Raw genomic sequence first — 15,655 nt, 5'->3', positions numbered from 1 at the left:
ACAGTGAGGAAATAAATCGCGCGCTTGCCCGCCAAATATGCGGGCAGCGCGCGTGATTCGGTTGACGGCGTTCCGCGCGCTGCCTATAGTGGCGGGATGATCCCAGATTTCCAAGAACTATCCGACAAAATCGACCAGTTGGCCGAGATGACCCACGCCCTGCGCCGGGAAAATACAGAACTGCGCCAAGGCAATGCCGCCCTGGTGATAGAGAACCTCGGCTATCGGCGCCAGTTGGCCGAGGCGGCCAGCCGCGTCGAGGCTTTGTTGGAAAAAATCCCCGCGCTCGACGGCGCCGCCGAAGAGGAACAACAGCCTGAAAACGAGGACGCACGATGATACAGCTGGATGTGACCATCATGGGTTCGCCGTACCGGCTGGTCGTCAAGGAAGGCGAGGAGCGCGCGCTGCGCGAGGCCGCTGCTTTCCTCGATAAAAAGATGACGGCCATTCGCGACGCCGGCAAGATCAAGGGCAACGACCGCATCGCCGTGATGGCGGCGCTGGGCATGGCGGCGGAATTCCTGTCGGTGAAATCGCCGGTGGGGCCGTTGTCGGACATGTCGATGCTGGAAGTGCAGACGCGGATCAGCGCCATGCACAAAGTGCTCGATAGCGCGCTGACGCCACAAGAAACCCTGTTTTAATTCGCTAAACTCCTTCCTTTGCGGCGGACAAGAGAGTAAACTTCGTCTCACCCTGCGGTGTTCGCGATTGCCATATATTCCTTGAACCATTTATGTGCACCGGTTGCGGAATTTTGTTCGATGGGCGTGAGCGTCGCTAGTCCGATGAACCCGAAATTGAACTAACTGTGACCACCTTGAACCGTTTGGTTCGGGATGCCGGCAAAGACGGCACAGGCGGGGCCTCATTACTAAAGAAGCGGTTGCAAGCATGTGAGTGCGCAGCCGCTTTTTTTCGTCTGGAGAAAAACCTATGCAATATTGGTTGATGAAATCCGAGCCTGATGAAGTGAGCATCGACGACGTGATGGCGTCGCCGGCGCAGACCACGCCGTGGTTCGGCGTGCGCAACTACCAGGCGCGCAACTTCATGCGCGACGGCATGCAGGACGGCGACGGTGTGCTGTTCTACCACTCCAGCTGCCCGGAGCCCGGCATCGCCGGCCTGGCGCGGGTGGTGGGCGGCCCGTATCCGGACGCCACGCAATTCGACAAGGACAGCAAATACTACGATCCCAAGGCCACGCCGGAGCAGCCGCGCTGGATCTCGATTGACGTGCAAGGCACGCAGAAAACCCGGCTGCTATCGTTGGCCGAGATGCGTACCATACCGGCGCTGGAGGACATGGTGGTGCTGCAAAAAGGCAGCCGCCTGTCAATCACACCGGTGACGGCGGCGCAGTGGAACGCCATCGTCAAGCTGCTGAAAAAGAGCGGCTGATGGACCTGGGCCTGGTGCTGATCCTGTTGTTGATGGGCGCCGTGGGCGGCTTCATGGCGGGCTTGCTGGGCATAGGCGGCGGCATGATACTGGTGCCGTTCATCACGCTGATCTTCAGCGCCCAGGGTTTTCCGGAGGAGGCGATCATCCACATGGCGGTGGCGACATCGCTGGGTGTGATCTTGTTCACGTCGATGTCGTCGGTGCGCGCGCACCACCGGCATGGCGCGGTGCTATGGCCGGTGGCGCTGCTGCTTGCGCCAGGTATTTTGCTGGGTGCGTGGTGCGGCCCGTGGATCGCCAAGCAAATGAGTTCGGCGGGACAGGCGCTGTTGTTCAGCATCTTCCTGACCTTCTCCGCGACGCAGATGCTGCTCGCTAAAAAGCCCGCGCCGGCCGAAGGCGTCGCGCAGCGCGGCCTGCCGGGCAATGCCGCCATGTTCGGCGCCGGCGGTGTGATTGGTTTGGTGGCGGGGCTGGTGGGCGCGGGCGGTGGCTTCCTGTCGATCCCGTTCATGACCTGGCGTAACGTCAAGATCCACAACGCCGTCGCGACCAGTGCCGCGTTGGGATTTCCGATCGCGCTGGCCGGCACGCTGTCGAACATCTACTACGGCTGGAATACGCCGGACCTGCCTCGTTATTCGCTCGGTTTCGTCTACATGCCGGCGTTGCTGGTGATCGCCGCGGCCAGCGTCACGCTGGCGCCGCTGGGCGCGCGCACCGCGCATAAGCTGCCGGTGCAGACCCTCCGAAAAATCTTCGCCATCGTGTTGTACTGCCTCGCCGCCTACATGCTGCGCAAAGCAATCGGCGCTTAAATCGGCGCGCGGCCTTTCTGTTTGACTTTGTAGGACCAGACCAGCATGGCCGCCGCGCCGACAATCATCGGCAGCGACAGCACCTGGCCCGAGGTGATCGGCATGCCGAGCACCGTGGTCTCCCAGTCCGGCGTGCGGAAGTACTCGGTGAAGAAGCGCGCGCAGCCATACAGCAGCGTGTACATCGCGCCCACCGCCAGCCGTGGACGCTCCTTGCGCGAGAACAGCCACAGGATGACGAACACCAGCAGGCCGTCGATCAGCAACTGGTAGATCGGCGACGGATGGCGCAGGCCCTCCAGGAACACGGGATTCGGATGCAGCGGATAGGCATTGTTCGGCCACAGCATCGCCCACGGCAGCGATTGATCCGCGACCACGCGCCCCGGCAGCTCGGCGTTGATGAAGTTGCCCAGCCGGCCGGCCGCATAACCCAGCGGCACCAGCGGCGCAATGAAGTCGTACACGTCCAGCAAATTGCGGCCGCTCTTGCGTGCCCACACGGCCATCGCGATCAGCACGCCGAGGAAGCCGCCGTGGAAGGACATGCCGCCGTGCCAGACCTTGAAGATCTCGATCGGGTTCGAGAAGTACTTGACCGGCTCGTAGAACAGCACCTCGCCCATGCGCCCGCCGATGATCACGCCCAGCATGCCATAGAACAGCATGTCGTCCAAGTCCTCCTTCCTCCATCGCTGCGCGGCGATGTGCGGCTGCTTGATGCGCACCCGTCCCAGCGTGATGAACAGGGCGAAGGCGAGGACATACATCAAGCCGTACCAGTGGATCGCCACCGGCCCCAGTTGCAGGGCGATCGGATCGGGCATCGGGTGTATCAGCATAGGGTGTTCTTTCTTAATAATTCCAAAAAGCCGCGCAGCACCGGCGAGGCGTTGTCGCGCCGCCAGGCAAGGCCGGTTTCAACCAGCGGCGTGGCGTCGCGCAGCGCCCGGTATTCTACCCCGGGCCGCATTAGGTTGGACACGGACTGCGGCACCAGCGCCATCCCCATCCCGGCCGATACCAGGCTGACGATGGTCTGCATCTGGATCGCCTGCTGGCCGATTTCCGGCGTGATGCCGGCCTCGCGGAACACCGACAGGATGGCGTCGTACAGGGCCGGCGAGATCGCGCGCGGGAAGACGATCAACGGCAGCTTCGGCAAGGAGGCCAATGCCAGCCTGCCTTGCTTCTTCAGCAGGCCGGCCGGCAGGGCCAGCACCAGCGGCTCGCTCAGCACCGGCAGATAGTCCAGTTCCAGCTTGGCCTTGTCCGGCAACGGCGGGATCAGCAGGCCGGCGTCGATGCGGTTGTGCAGCAGGTCGTCCAGCTGCAGGTCGGACGTGGCCTCCTGCAGTGTGATCTGCACCTGCGGATAGGCGGCTCGGTAGGCGCGCAGGAAGGGAGGCAGCACGCTGTAGTCGGCCGAGGAGACGAAGGCCAGCGTCAGCCGTCCGACTTCGCCGGCGGCGGCGCGCTGCACCAGCTGCGGCAGTTCCAGCGACTGCGCCAGCATGCGGCGCGCTTCCGGCAGCAGCGCCAGCCCGGCCGGCGTCAGCGCCACGCCGCGCCGGTTGCGCTCGAACAGCGCGGCGCCCAGCAGCTCTTCCAGCGCCTGGATGGTTTGCGACAGCGGCGGCTGTGTCATGTGCAGCCGCAGCGCCGCCTTGCCGAAGTGGAGTTCCTCGGCGACGGTGACGAAATAGCGTAGCTGCCGCAGTTCCAGGTTCATATTGTTTACTATTGAAATTTGTTCCGGTGATATTTTATACGACTCACAGGGCCGCAAATACTATATTTGACACCGGGGCAGGGCCAAGGCAATCTCTCATACTAAGCCAGCGGTCTTAAGCCCGCCTTTATCATTGGAGATTCATCATGCCGCAATACCGTTCCCGCACCACCACCCACGGCCGCAACATGGCCGGCGCCCGCGCCCTGTGGCGTGCCACCGGCATGAAGGACGGCGATTTCGACAAGCCTATCGTCGCCGTGGTGAACTCGTTCACGCAGTTCGTGCCGGGCCACGTGCACCTGAAGGACCTGGGTCAGCTGGTGGCGCGCGAGATCGAAAAGGCCGGCGGCGTGGCCAAAGAATTCAACACCATCGCGGTGGACGACGGCATCGCCATGGGCCACGGCGGCATGCTGTACTCGCTGCCGTCGCGCGACCTGATCGCCGACTCGGTCGAGTACATGGTGAACGCCCACTGCGCCGATGCGATGGTCTGCATCTCCAACTGCGACAAGATCACGCCGGGCATGCTGATGGCCGCGATGCGCATCAACATTCCGGTGGTGTTCATCTCCGGCGGTCCGATGGAAGCGGGCAAGGTGCTGAAGGTGGTCGACGGCAAGCAGAAGATCATCAAGCTCGATCTGGTCGATGCGATGATCAAGGCCGGCGATCAAACCGTCAGCGATGCGGATGTCGCCGAGATCGAGCGTTCCGCCTGTCCTACCTGCGGTTCGTGCTCGGGCATGTTCACCGCGAACTCGATGAACTGCCTGACCGAGGCGCTGGGCCTGGCGCTGCCGGGCAACGGCACCATCGTCGCCACCCACTCCGATCGCGAGCAGCTGTTCCTGCGCGCAGGCCGTTTGATCGTCGAACTGGCCAAGCGCCACTACGAGCAGGACGACTACTCGGTGCTGCCGCGCTCCATCGCTACCAAGGCCGCGTTTGAAAACGCGATGGCGCTGGACGTATCGATGGGCGGTTCCACCAACACCGTGCTGCACCTGCTGGCCGCCGCGCACGAGGCGGGCGTGGACTTCGACATGAAGGACATCGACCGCATCTCGCGCAAAGTGCCGTGCCTGTGCAAGGTCGCGCCGATGACCGACAAGTTCCACATCGAGGACGTGCACCGCGCCGGCGGCATCGTGGCGATCCTGGGTGAGTTGGCGCGCGCCGGCCTGCTCGACACTTCGCTGCCGACCATCCACGCGCCGACGCTGGGTGATGCGATCGAACGCAACGACATCACGCGCACCAACGATCCGGCCGTGCAGCAGCTGTTCCGCGCCGCGCCGGGCGGCGTGCCGACGCAGGTGGCGTTCTCGCAATCGGAACGCTACGGCGCGCTCGACACCGACCGCAGCACCGGCTGCATCCGCGACAAGGCGCACGCCTATTCGCAGGACGGCGGCCTGGCTGTCTTGTACGGCAACCTGGCGGAGAACGGCTGCATCGTGAAGACGGCGGGCGTCGATGAAAGCATTTTGAAATTCAGCGGCAAGGCGCGCGTGTTCGAGAGCCAGGACGCTGCGGTTGAAGGCATCCTTGGCGATACCGTGCATGAAGGCGATGTGGTCATCATCCGCTACGAAGGTCCGAAGGGCGGCCCTGGCATGCAGGAGATGCTGTACCCGACGTCGTACATCAAGTCCAAGGGTTTGGGCAAGGCGTGCGCGCTGCTGACGGACGGCCGCTTCTCGGGCGGTTCCTCGGGACTGGTGATCGGCCATGCCTCGCCGGAAGCTGCGGAGGGCGGCGCCATCGGCCTGGTGGAAGAGGGCGACATGATCGATATCGATATCCCTAACCGCACCATCAGCCTGCGCATCAGCGATGCCGACCTGGCGGCGCGCCGCGCGGCGATGGAGGCCAAGGGCAGCGATGCGTGGAAGCCGGTCAACCGCGAGCGTTATGTGTCGCAGGCGCTGCAAGCCTACGCGGCGCTGACCACGTCGGCCGACCGTGGCGCCGTGCGCGATCTGTCGCAGATCAAGCGCTAAGCCGGCGCGTCATTCCCGCGCACGCGGGAATCCATAGAGCGCCGAGCATGGACGCTCAGCATGGGTTCCCGCCTGCGCGGGAACGACACGCTGTCATTTCTTGTCGAAATTCTGCTTCACGCGCGCCTTGCGGCGCTTTTCGTCTTCGTCGTGGGCCTTGCGCTTGTCGAGTCCCAGCATCGGCTCCAGGAACTCGAACCACACGAAAGCGAACACCATGAGCCCGATTATCCACCACCAGGACAGTAGGGCGAACTTCCACACTTCGAAATAACGCAGCCCGCACAGGGCGATGATCACCAATATCATGGGCATGATGTGTTCCTCCGGTTACCTCATCTTACAAAGAAAATGGCTTTGCGGGCAGCAATATTCTATTATCGGTCAACGGGGATATAAGCTATGGCGTTTAATGTTCCATAGCAAAACACGGTAGAATTGTTGGCAGAATTGAGTAGCACTTACCTGGAGAAGACAATGAAACGTAATTTGATGATGGTTGGTATGGTGGTCGCTTCGGCATTCGCATCGCAAGCCGCAATGGCGGACGCGGGCATGGACTTGGCAAAAGCGAAGAATTGCCTGGCTTGCCACGCTGTGAGCACCAAGCTGGTTGGCCCTGCCTACAAGGATGTCGCCGCCAAATACGCCGGCCAGAAAGACGCTGAAGCCAAGCTGGTCACCAAAGTGATGAAGGGCGGCTCCGGCACTTGGGGCGCGATCCCGATGCCAGCCAATCCGCAAGTGAGCGAAGCTGAAGCCAAGACCCTGGTGAAATGGGTGCTGGCGCAGAAGTAATCCGCGCCGCAGTAGTATAAAAAAACGCGCCTTCGGCGCGTTTTTTGTTGGTTCAATCAATGCTTATTTGATGACCGAGGTGATGGTCTTGGTGCCGTTGTTGTAGTTATACAGCGTCAGCGAACCGTCCTTGATGTCGCCCTTAGGATCGAACTCGATCAGGCCGGTCACGCCCTGATACTTGATCTTCTGCAGGAACGGCAGGTACTTGGCAGGCTCAGCCGAGTTAGCCGCCTGCATCGCCGCAGCCATCGTCATCACCGAGTCGTACACGTATGGCGCGTACAGCTGCACGTCCATGTTGTACTTCTTCTTGTAGCGGGCGTGGAAGTCGTCCATGTTCTTCTGCAGTTCAGGCGGCACACCGCCGGCTTCCGCGCAGGTGACAACCTTCACCGCGTCCGCGCCAGCCAGCTTCGGCAGCGATTCGGTGCACAGGCCGTCGCCGCCCATGTACTTGGCCTGGATGCCCAGCGCCTTCATCTGGCGCAGCAACGGGCCGCCTACCGAGTCCATGCCGCCGAAGAAGATCAGGTCGGGATTCTTGCCCTTGATGGTGGTCAGGATGGCGTTGAAGTCGGTGGCCTTGTCGGTGGTGAATTCCTTGCCGACGATTTGCACGCCTGGCATCGCCTTCTTGGCGCCCTTGATGAACTCTTCCGCCACGCCCTGGCCGTAGGCGGTGCGGTCGTCGATGACGGCAATCTTCTTCACGCCCATCTTGCCGACCGCGTAGCTGCCCAGCGTGCCGCCCAGCTTGGCGTCATTGGCGACCACGCGGAACACCGAGTTGAAGCCCTGCTGCGTGTATTTGGTCTGGGTGGTGGCTGGCGAAATTTCCGGGATGCCGGCGTCGAAGTAGATCTTCGAGGCTGGGATGGTGGTGCCCGAATTCAGGTGGCCGATCACGCCGTTGACTTTGGCGTCGACCAGCTTCTGCGCGACCGCCGTGCCCTGTTTCGGATCGCCGCCGTCGTCTTCCAGCACGAGCACGAACTTGACTGGCTTGCCGCCGATCTTGATGCCTTTGGCGTTCAATTCTTCGACGGCCATCTTGGCGCCGTTTTCATTGTCCTTGCCCAGGTGCGCGGATGGACCGGAGACCGGCGCGACGTGGCCGATCTTGATCACTTCTTGCGCACCGGCGCTGCCAGCGAAAGCCAGGGCGATGGCGAGTGGAATGAACTTGGTCTTGAACAGCATATGCATTCTCCAATGGTTGAATAAGCGACGGTGTCTCTCGAGCGCCGCAGGATTTTTCCTGCAAGGCCAAAAGGTACAACAAATTATTCTTATCGCAAAGGGAGTTTCGCAGGGTTTCGCACTTTGACGTGGCGTTTCCCGGTTTTGGGGCGGCGGCGCACTGGATTTTCCAACTTTTAATACAGTGGCGCACTGAAGGCGTGCGGTCCGCGCAACGGTTGGGCGCGGACCGGGGGAGAGGGTTACTTCTTCTGGGCTTGCAGGTGCGTGAGTTCCTGCGAGACGGCGCGCGCGACAATTTTTTCTATCGTGTCGTGCAGGCCGATACGGATTTCGTTGGTCAGGCCGTGCAGGGCGTGGGTCAGCACTTCGGCCATGCTGTCCTTGATGCGCTGCTCCAGCACGAAGTCCACGCGCGATTGCAGCTGGTGCATGATGCGTTCGGACAGGCGATGCTCCATCATCGCCCATTCCGCATCGCTCCAGTTGTCGATGGCGTCGGCTTCCAGCTGCGCGGCCATTTCAGCGCGCTTGGACAGTGTGGTACGGATACCGGAAGCGGCCTCGCCGGGCAGCAGTTCATCGCCCAGCGGCTCGGCCTTCAGGACTTCCGTCAATACAGGGATACTGGCGTCAAACGATTGGGCTTGGCTCATGATTTTCCTGTGACAAAGTGGGTAAGTGGATAGTCTTGCTGCTTGTATGCGACATAGCGCTTGCGGCCTGCGGCCGCATCATCCTCATCGGAGGAAATTACTTCGATCATGCGCTCGAATTGCGCGACCCCGGAGGGCGCGCGGCGCGACAAATTTACCAATAATTCTTTGTGTGGTAATTCTGCCTCATCGTTGTCCGTGAGTATGATCGGCGTGTGCGCTGCGAGCGCGTCGCCGGCCAGCACGTGAGGCAGGAAGTCGGTGGCGGAAAATGTCCACATCGCCGCGTTAAGTTCCGCCAGTTGTGCCGCATCGTCTGCCATCAGCACCACGCGCTTGTTCGCCCCCCAGGCCTTGCGCACGAGGCGGCAGGCATAGGCGATTTTGTCCGGCACGTTGGTGTGGAAATCGATGCGTGTCATAGCTGTTTTGATCTGTTCTGTAGAGGGGAAGTGCATGCAGCGCGATGCTGCGTGATTCCAGTTTATGCGAAAATTATTTTTGGTGCTGGCATCGATGTTGCTACCGAACGCCGATTTTAGAACTGGAAGCCGGGCGGCGCATTGACCGGCGGCAGGGGCTTGGCGGGCTCCTCCACGGGACGCACCATTTCGGACGCGGGCGGAGGCGGCGGCGCGGCGGAGACCGGCGCCGGATATTGATAATTCGGTGGCAAGCGTTTTTCCAGCGGATAGCCGGCGTCGCTCAACAACACATCCCAGCTGGTTTGCTCGAAGCCGGTCAGCTTGCTGCGGCCGACCAGCAGAAATGGAAATTGGCCATTACCGCCAGCCTTCTTCAGCGCCACCTGGTCGTCCACGGTGGCGACGGTTTTTTCAGTGAAGGGTATGCCGCGCGCCATCAGCATGGCGCGGCCGTTGCTGCAGCCGTCGCACTGCGCCGTGGTGTACAGCGTGACCGGACGGTTGCGCACGGCGTCGGCCAGTTCCTGCGGCAGCTCCACCGTGGCGCCGCCGGTGGCGAACGATTTCAATTCGACTTTTGTCCTGGCCGGTGTTGACGGAGGCGGCGGCTGGTCGCTGTAGTGGGTCACGCCCTTGCCGTCGACCCATTTGTACACCTGCGCGCTGGCCGTGCCGAGGCACAGCAGCGCGATGGTGAACGCGGCCAGCCGTTTCATGCTCAGGCCGCCATGCCGCTGTGACGCAGCAGCGCGTCGATGCTGGGCTCGCGGCCACGGAAGGCCGTGAACGATTCCAGCGCCGGACGCGAACCGCCCACCGACAGGATCTCCTGCAGGTAGCGCTTGCCGGTTTCGGTGGTGGCGTCCGGGCCGAGGGCCTTGGCTTCCTCGAACGCGGCGTAGGCGTCGGCGGACAGCACCTCGGCCCACTTGTAGCTGTAGTAGCCGGCCGCGTAACCGCCGGCGAAGATGTGGCCGAACGAGTTCTGGAAGCGGTTGAACGCGGGCGGAATGATCAGCGCGAACTTGGCGCGCACTTCGTCGATCAACTGCTGCACGCTCTTGCCGGTGCTGGCGTCGTAGTCGTAGTGCAGGTGCATGTCGAGCAGCGAGAACTCCACCTGGCGCAGCGTCTGCAGGCCGGACTGGAAATTCTTCGCGGCCAGCATCTTGTCGTACAGCGCGCGCGGCAGCGGTTCGCCGGTGGTCACGTGCGAGGTCATGTGTTCCAGCACTTCCCATTCCCAGCAGAAGTTCTCCATGAATTGCGACGGCAGTTCCACCGCATCCCACTCGACGCCGGAGATGCCGGACACGCCCAGCTCATCCACCTGCGTTAGCATGTGGTGCAGGCCGTGGCCGAATTCGTGGAACAGCGTGATCACTTCATCGTGCGTGAACAGCGACGGTTGGACGACGCCGTCCACCACCGCGGGCTCGGTGAAGTTGCAGGTCAGGTAGGCGACCGGGGTCTGCACTTTTTCTTCCTCTGCGCGGCGGCCGCGTGCATCGTCCATCCAGGCGCCGCCGCTCTTGCCGGCGCGCGCGTACAGGTCCAGGTAGAACTGGCCGATCAGCTTGCCGTTGCGCTCGATGCGGAAGAAGCGCACGTCCTTGTGCCATACCGGCGCATCGTCCGGCTTGATCTCGACCGTGAACAGGTTCTGGATCAGACGGAACAGGCCGTCGACCACTTTGTGTTCGGGGAAGTACTGCTTCACTTCCTGCGCGGAGAAGGCGTAGCGGCGCTCCTGCAGTTTCTCGGAAGCGTAGGGGATGTCCCAGGCTTTCAGCTCGGCGATGGCGAGCTCGTCCTGCGCGAATTTTTTCAGCTCGGCCAAGTCCTGCTCGGCGAACGGACGGGCACGCTTGGCCAGGTCTTCCAGGAAGGCGATCACCTGGTCGGGCGACTGTGCCATCTTCGGCACCAGCGATACCTCGGCGAAGTTTTTATAGCCCAGCAGCTTGGCTTCCTCGTCGCGCAGCTTGAGCAGCGTGACGATGTTTTGCGTGTTGTCCCATTCGTCCTTCTTGCTGAACACGTCGCCCTGCTCGGACGCCTTGGTGGCGTTGGCGCGGTAGATGGTCTCGCGCAGTTCGCGCTTGTCGGCGAATTGCAGGATCGGGAAGTAGGACGGGAAGTGCAGCGAGAATTCGTAGCCTTGCTTGCCTTCCTTTTCAGCCGCCGCGCGCGCGGCGGCCTTGACGTCGGCGGGCAGGCCGGCCAGGTCGGCTTCGTCTTCCACCAGCAGCTTGTAGTCGTTGGTGGCGTCGAGCACGTTTTCCGAGAAGCGGGTCGAGACCGACGCGTGCTCTTCCTGGATCTCGGCGAAGCGTTCCTTTTTATCGGCCGGCAGCTCGGCGCCGCCCATGCGGAAGTCGCGCACGGCGTTGTCGATGATGCGCTTGCGGGCCGGCGACAGGCTGTCGAAGCCGGCCGACGCGCGCAGCGCCTTGTACTTGCCGAACAGCGCCTCGTTCTGGGCCAGCGCGGTCCAGAACTCGGTCACCTTCGGTTGATTCTCGTTGTAGGTGGCGCGCAGTTCGGGCGTATCGACCACATTGTTCAGATGGCTGACGATGCCCCATGCGCGGCCCAGCAGCTCGGTGGCGTTTTCCAGCGGGGTGACGAAGTTATCCCAGGTCACTTGCTCGGACGGTGCTTCCAGTTGCTCGACCACGGCGCGGCTCTTGGCCAGCAGTTCGTCGATGGCCGGGGTGACGTGCTCGGGCTTGATCGCGTCGAAACGCGGCAGGCCGGAAAAGTCCAACAGCGGATTTTGGTCAGTCATCTTGAGTCCAATAAGTTCGATACGGTTGGTTTAGGTGCGCTCGGCCGCTTCGACCGTGTTCATCAGCAGCATGGTGATGGTCATCGGGCCCACGCCGCCAGGTACCGGCGTGATGTGCGATGCCACTTCCTTGACGCCGGCGAAGTCCACGTCGCCGCACAGCTTGCCCGCGTCGTCACGGTTCATGCCGACGTCGATCACGATCGCGCCCGGCTTGACCATGTCGGCCGTCAGGGTATTGCGGCGGCCGACGGCCGCCACCACGACGTCCGCCTGGCGGGTGTACAGGCCCAGGTCCGGGGTCGCACTATGGCAGATGGTGACGGTGGCGTTGGCTTGCAAGAGCAGCAGCGCCATCGGCTTGCCGACGGTGTTGCTGCGGCCGATGACCACCGCGTGCTTGCCGCGCAGGTCGATGCCGGTGCTTTCGATCAGCTTCATGCAGCCGTACGGCGTGCACGGGCGGAAGCCTTCCAGGCCGGTCATCAGCTCGCCGGCGCTCAGCACCGAGTAGCCGTCCACGTCCTTGGTGGTCGAAATCGCCTCGATGACCTTGTGCGGGTTGATATGCTTGGGCAGCGGCATTTGCACCAGGATGCCGTGGATGGCCGGATCGGCGTTCAGCGCGGCGATGCGCTCCAGCAGCGCGGCTTCGCTCAGGTCGGCGGGATACTGCTCCTTGAGCGAGTAGAAACCGGCATCCTCGCAGCCCTTGACCTTGTTGCGGACATAAACGTGGCTGGCCGGGTCGTCGCCGACCAGGATCACGGCCAGGCCGGGTTGTTTGCCTTTGGCGGTGAGGGCGGCAGCACGTGCAGCAATTTCCGCGCGCAGTTTTTGGGAGAGGGCGATTCCGTCGATCAGTTGAGCAGGCATGATTTAACCAGGTTGGAGAGGAAAGCAGGATTATAAAGCCGCAGCGCGCATTGCGCCTCGTTTCCCGCTGCCTGGTCGTGCTGCGACGCACAAGATTTTCATAGGGCAATTTCACAATACGAAATCACGTATCGTAATTTGAAAAAGCAGAAAACTGCTGTTAGAATCGCACACGGCATAGAAGTATTGGTAAATAATCAGCGTTACGTCAGCACTCAAACTCAGGAGACTTAATACATGTCAGCTCAACTTGACCAGGTAACGGCAAACACCGACCCTGATTCGCAAGAAACCAAAGAATGGTTGGACGCACTGGCCGCAGTGCTGGAACAAGAGGGCCCTGAACGTGCTCACTACCTGATGGAACGCCTGATCGACCTGGCCCGCCAGAGCGGCTCGGACATCCCGTTCTCCGCCAATACCGCCTACGTCAACACGATTCCAGCACATCTGGAAACCCACTGCCCGGGCAACCTGGAATACGAAGAGAAGCTGCGCTCGTGGATGCGCTGGAACGCCATGGCGATGGTCGTCAAGGCCAACCGCGTCGACGGCGACCTCGGTGGCCACCTGTCCTCGTTCGCCTCGCTGGCCAACATGCTGGGCATCGGCTTCAACCACTTCTGGAAAGCGCCTAGCGAAAACCACGGCGGCGACCTGCTGTACATCCAGGGCCACTCCTCGCCGGGCGTGTACGCACGCGCCTTCCTCGAAGGCCGCCTGTCCGAAGAACAGCTGACCCATTACCGCCGCGAAGTCGACGGCAAGGGTCTGTCGTCGTATCCGCACCCTAAACTGATGCCGAACTTCTGGCAGTTCCCGACCGTGTCGATGGGCCTTGGCCCGCTGATGGCGATCTACCAGGCGCGCTTCCTGAAGTACCTGCACGCTCGCTCGATCGCCGACACCACCGACCGTAAAGTCTGGGCATTCTGCGGCGACGGCGAGATGGACGAACCGGAATCGCTGGGCGCCATCGGCATGGCCGCGCGCGAGAAGCTGGACAACCTGGTCATCGTCGTCAACTGCAACCTGCAGCGCCTGGACGGCCCTGTGCGCGGCAACGGCAAGATCATCCAGGAACTGGAAGCGGACTTCCGCGGCGCCGGCTGGAACGTCGTTAAAGTCATCTGGGGCCCGGGTTGGGACGCGCTGCTGAAGCAGGACAAGGACGGCATCCTGCGCAAAGTGATGATGGATACCCTGGACGGCGAATACCAGAACTACAAGGCCAAGGACGGCGCCTACGTGCGCAAGCACTTCTTCGGCAAGCATCCGAAGCTGCTGGAAATGGTCGCCAACATGACCGACGACGACATCTGGCGCCTGACCCGTGGCGGCCACGATCCGCACAAGATCTACGCCGCCTTCAAGGTCGCGCAAGAGCACAAGGGTCAACCGACCGTGCTGCTGGTGAAGACCATCAAGGGCTTCGGCATGGGCAAGCACGGCGAAGCGCGCAACACCGCGCACAACACCAAGAAGCTGACCGACGAAGCAGTGCGCGAAATGCGCGACCGCTACTCGATCCCTATCCCGGACGACAAGCTGGCCGACATCCCGTTCTACAAGCCTGCCGACGACGCACCGGAAATCAAGTACCTGCACGAGCGCCGCGCAGCGCTGGGCGGCTACTTGCCGGCCCGTCGCATGCAAGCCGACGAGAAGCTGACCGTGCCGCCGCTGTCCGCGTTCCAGAACGTGCTGGATGCGACCGCCGAAGGCCGCGAAGTATCGAGCACCCAGACCTACGTGCGTATCCTGACCACGCTGCTGAAAGATCCTAGCGTCGGTCCACGCATCGTGCCGGTGCTGGTCGATGAATCCCGCACCTTCGGTATGGAAGGCCTGTTCCGCCAGGTTGGTATCTTCAACCAGCAAGGCCAGTTGTATGAGCCGGTCGACAAAGACCAGGTGATGTACTACCGCGAAGACAAGGCCGGCCAGATCCTGCAAGAGGGTATCAACGAAGCCGGTGGTATGAGCTCGTGGATCGCTGCCGCGACCTCGTACTCGACCAACAACCGCGTGATGATCCCGTTCTACACGTACTACTCGATGTTCGGCATGCAGCGTATCGGCGACCTGGTATGGGCCGCCGCCGACATGCGCGCCCGTGGCTTCCTGATGGGCGGCACCGCCGGCCGCACGACGCTGAACGGCGAGGGCCTGCAGCACGAAGACGGCCATAGCCACCTGTTCGCAGCGGCTGTACCGAACTGCATGCCTTACGATCCGACCTTCGGCCATGAACTGGCCGTGATCATCCAGGACGGTATGCGCCGCATGGTGGAAGAACAGGAAGACGTGTTCTACTACATCACCATCATGAACGAGAACTACCCGCACCCAGGCATCAAGCCAGGCCAGGAAGAGGGCATCTTGAAAGGCATGTACCTGCTGCACGAAGGCGACAAGAAAGCCAAGCAGCGCGTACAGCTGATCGGTTCCGGCACCATCCTGCGCGAGTCGATCTTCGCCCAGGAACTGCTGCTGAAGGACTGGAACATCGCCGCCGACGTGTGGTCCGCTCCGTCGCTGACGCTGGTGGCCCGCGATGGCCAGGATGCCGAGCGCTGGAACCTGGTCAATCCGACCAAGGAACAACGCGTGCCGTACGTGACGCAGCTGCTGAAGGATACCTCCGGCCCTATCGTCGCGACGACCGATTACATGCGTGCGTTTGCTGAGCAGATCCGCGCCTTCATCCCTAAAGACCGCACCTACCGCGTGCTGGGCACCGATGGTTTCGGCCGTTCGGACACCCGCGCCGCGCTGCGCGAGTTCTTCGAAGTGAACCGTTACTACATCACGGTCGCTGCGCTGAAATCGCTGGCGGAAGAAGGCAAGATCGACGTGAAGGTGGTGGAGCAGGCAGTCGTCAAGTACGGCCTGAACGCCAACAAGCCAAATCCGGTGACCCAATAATTAGAACGG

Annotated in this window: 16 protein-coding genes and 1 other RNA gene; 8 read left to right on the top strand and 9 right to left on the bottom strand. The window is 62.1% G+C overall.

Annotated features, from left to right (window positions below):
- The first annotated feature begins 24 nt into the window (after positions 1-24).
- From ACUJB0_RS13740 to ACUJB0_RS13720, 5 genes are all read left to right on the top strand, one after another.
- Positions 25-339, top strand: a complete 315-nt coding sequence (locus tag ACUJB0_RS13740; protein WP_444845704.1) for a hypothetical protein — start codon at positions 25-27, stop codon at positions 337-339.
- Positions 336-647: a cell division protein ZapA gene (locus tag ACUJB0_RS13735; protein WP_117011786.1), complete on the top strand. Its 312-nt coding sequence runs from the start codon at positions 336-338 to the stop codon at positions 645-647. The genes ACUJB0_RS13740 and ACUJB0_RS13735 overlap by 4 nt, the downstream gene beginning before the upstream one ends.
- A gap of 46 nt (positions 648-693) precedes the next feature.
- Positions 694-874, top strand: a non-coding RNA gene (gene ssrS / locus ACUJB0_RS13730) — 6S RNA.
- Positions 875-939: 65 nt separating this feature from the next.
- Entirely contained in the window at positions 940-1,407 is a 468-nt protein-coding gene (locus ACUJB0_RS13725) for an EVE domain-containing protein (protein ID WP_444845703.1), read from the top strand.
- A complete protein-coding gene (locus ACUJB0_RS13720) occupies positions 1,407-2,228 on the top strand; it encodes a sulfite exporter TauE/SafE family protein (protein ID WP_444846052.1) in 822 nt (273 codons plus the stop codon). The genes ACUJB0_RS13725 and ACUJB0_RS13720 overlap by 1 nt, the downstream gene beginning before the upstream one ends.
- Here the strand turns inward: ACUJB0_RS13720 and lgt are convergent.
- Complete coding sequence (gene lgt, locus ACUJB0_RS13715) at positions 2,225-3,070, bottom strand: prolipoprotein diacylglyceryl transferase (protein ID WP_444845702.1); 846 nt, start codon at positions 3,068-3,070, stop codon at positions 2,225-2,227. The two genes, ACUJB0_RS13720 and lgt, sit on opposite strands and share 4 nt — an antisense overlap.
- Complete coding sequence (locus ACUJB0_RS13710) at positions 3,064-3,960, bottom strand: LysR family transcriptional regulator (protein WP_444845701.1); 897 nt, start codon at positions 3,958-3,960, stop codon at positions 3,064-3,066. The genes lgt and ACUJB0_RS13710 overlap by 7 nt, the downstream gene beginning before the upstream one ends.
- Before the next feature lie 146 nt (positions 3,961-4,106).
- On the opposite strand from ACUJB0_RS13710, the gene ilvD reads away from it, so the two are divergent.
- A complete protein-coding gene (gene ilvD / locus ACUJB0_RS13705; RefSeq protein WP_444845700.1) occupies positions 4,107-5,969 on the top strand; it encodes a dihydroxy-acid dehydratase in 1,863 nt (620 codons plus the stop codon).
- A gap of 93 nt (positions 5,970-6,062) precedes the next feature.
- Here ilvD and ACUJB0_RS13700 read toward each other — a convergent pair whose 3' ends face one another.
- Positions 6,063-6,284, bottom strand: coding sequence for a TIGR04438 family Trp-rich protein (locus ACUJB0_RS13700; protein WP_161086284.1), 222 nt, complete (start codon positions 6,282-6,284; stop codon positions 6,063-6,065).
- 162 nt (positions 6,285-6,446) lie between these two features.
- On the opposite strand from ACUJB0_RS13700, the gene ACUJB0_RS13695 reads away from it, so the two are divergent.
- Positions 6,447-6,767, top strand: coding sequence for a c-type cytochrome (locus ACUJB0_RS13695; RefSeq protein ID WP_444845699.1), 321 nt, complete (start codon positions 6,447-6,449; stop codon positions 6,765-6,767).
- Positions 6,768-6,830: 63 nt separating this feature from the next.
- Here the strand turns inward: ACUJB0_RS13695 and ACUJB0_RS13690 are convergent, their stop codons facing one another.
- The 6 genes from ACUJB0_RS13690 to folD form a co-directional block, all read right to left on the bottom strand.
- Entirely contained in the window at positions 6,831-7,970 is a 1,140-nt protein-coding gene (locus tag ACUJB0_RS13690; protein WP_161089824.1) for a branched-chain amino acid ABC transporter substrate-binding protein, read from the bottom strand.
- A 242-nt stretch (positions 7,971-8,212) separates the two neighbouring features.
- Positions 8,213-8,626, bottom strand: coding sequence for a DUF2486 family protein (locus tag ACUJB0_RS13685; protein WP_161089823.1), 414 nt, complete (start codon positions 8,624-8,626; stop codon positions 8,213-8,215).
- The gene (locus ACUJB0_RS13680; protein WP_117011776.1) at positions 8,623-9,048 is read right to left on the bottom strand and encodes a DNA polymerase III subunit chi; all 426 of its coding nucleotides are present in this window, start codon (positions 9,046-9,048) and stop codon (positions 8,623-8,625) included. Before ACUJB0_RS13680 ends, ACUJB0_RS13685 begins: the two co-directional genes overlap by 4 nt.
- A gap of 116 nt (positions 9,049-9,164) precedes the next feature.
- Positions 9,165-9,767, bottom strand: a complete 603-nt coding sequence (locus tag ACUJB0_RS13675; protein WP_444845698.1) for a DUF4124 domain-containing protein — start codon at positions 9,765-9,767, stop codon at positions 9,165-9,167.
- A gap of 2 nt (positions 9,768-9,769) precedes the next feature.
- Positions 9,770-11,842: a M3 family metallopeptidase gene (locus ACUJB0_RS13670; RefSeq protein ID WP_444845697.1), complete on the bottom strand. Its 2,073-nt coding sequence runs from the start codon at positions 11,840-11,842 to the stop codon at positions 9,770-9,772.
- Between the two features lie 30 nt (positions 11,843-11,872).
- Positions 11,873-12,718 (bottom strand): bifunctional methylenetetrahydrofolate dehydrogenase/methenyltetrahydrofolate cyclohydrolase FolD, encoded by an 846-nt coding sequence (folD, locus tag ACUJB0_RS13665; protein WP_444845696.1) that lies wholly within the window; start codon positions 12,716-12,718, stop codon positions 11,873-11,875.
- A 237-nt stretch (positions 12,719-12,955) separates the two neighbouring features.
- Here folD and aceE point away from each other — a divergent pair, with 237 nt between their 5' ends.
- Positions 12,956-15,646, top strand: coding sequence for a pyruvate dehydrogenase (acetyl-transferring), homodimeric type (gene aceE, locus ACUJB0_RS13660; RefSeq protein ID WP_444845695.1), 2,691 nt, complete (start codon positions 12,956-12,958; stop codon positions 15,644-15,646).
- The last annotated feature ends 9 nt before the right edge of the window (positions 15,647-15,655 follow it).

The sequence above is a fragment of the Duganella caerulea genome (assembly GCF_040362985.1).
Classification (GTDB): domain Bacteria; phylum Pseudomonadota; class Gammaproteobacteria; order Burkholderiales; family Burkholderiaceae_D; genus Rugamonas; species Rugamonas vulcania.
This window is presented reverse-complemented; position numbering and strand designations above follow the sequence as displayed.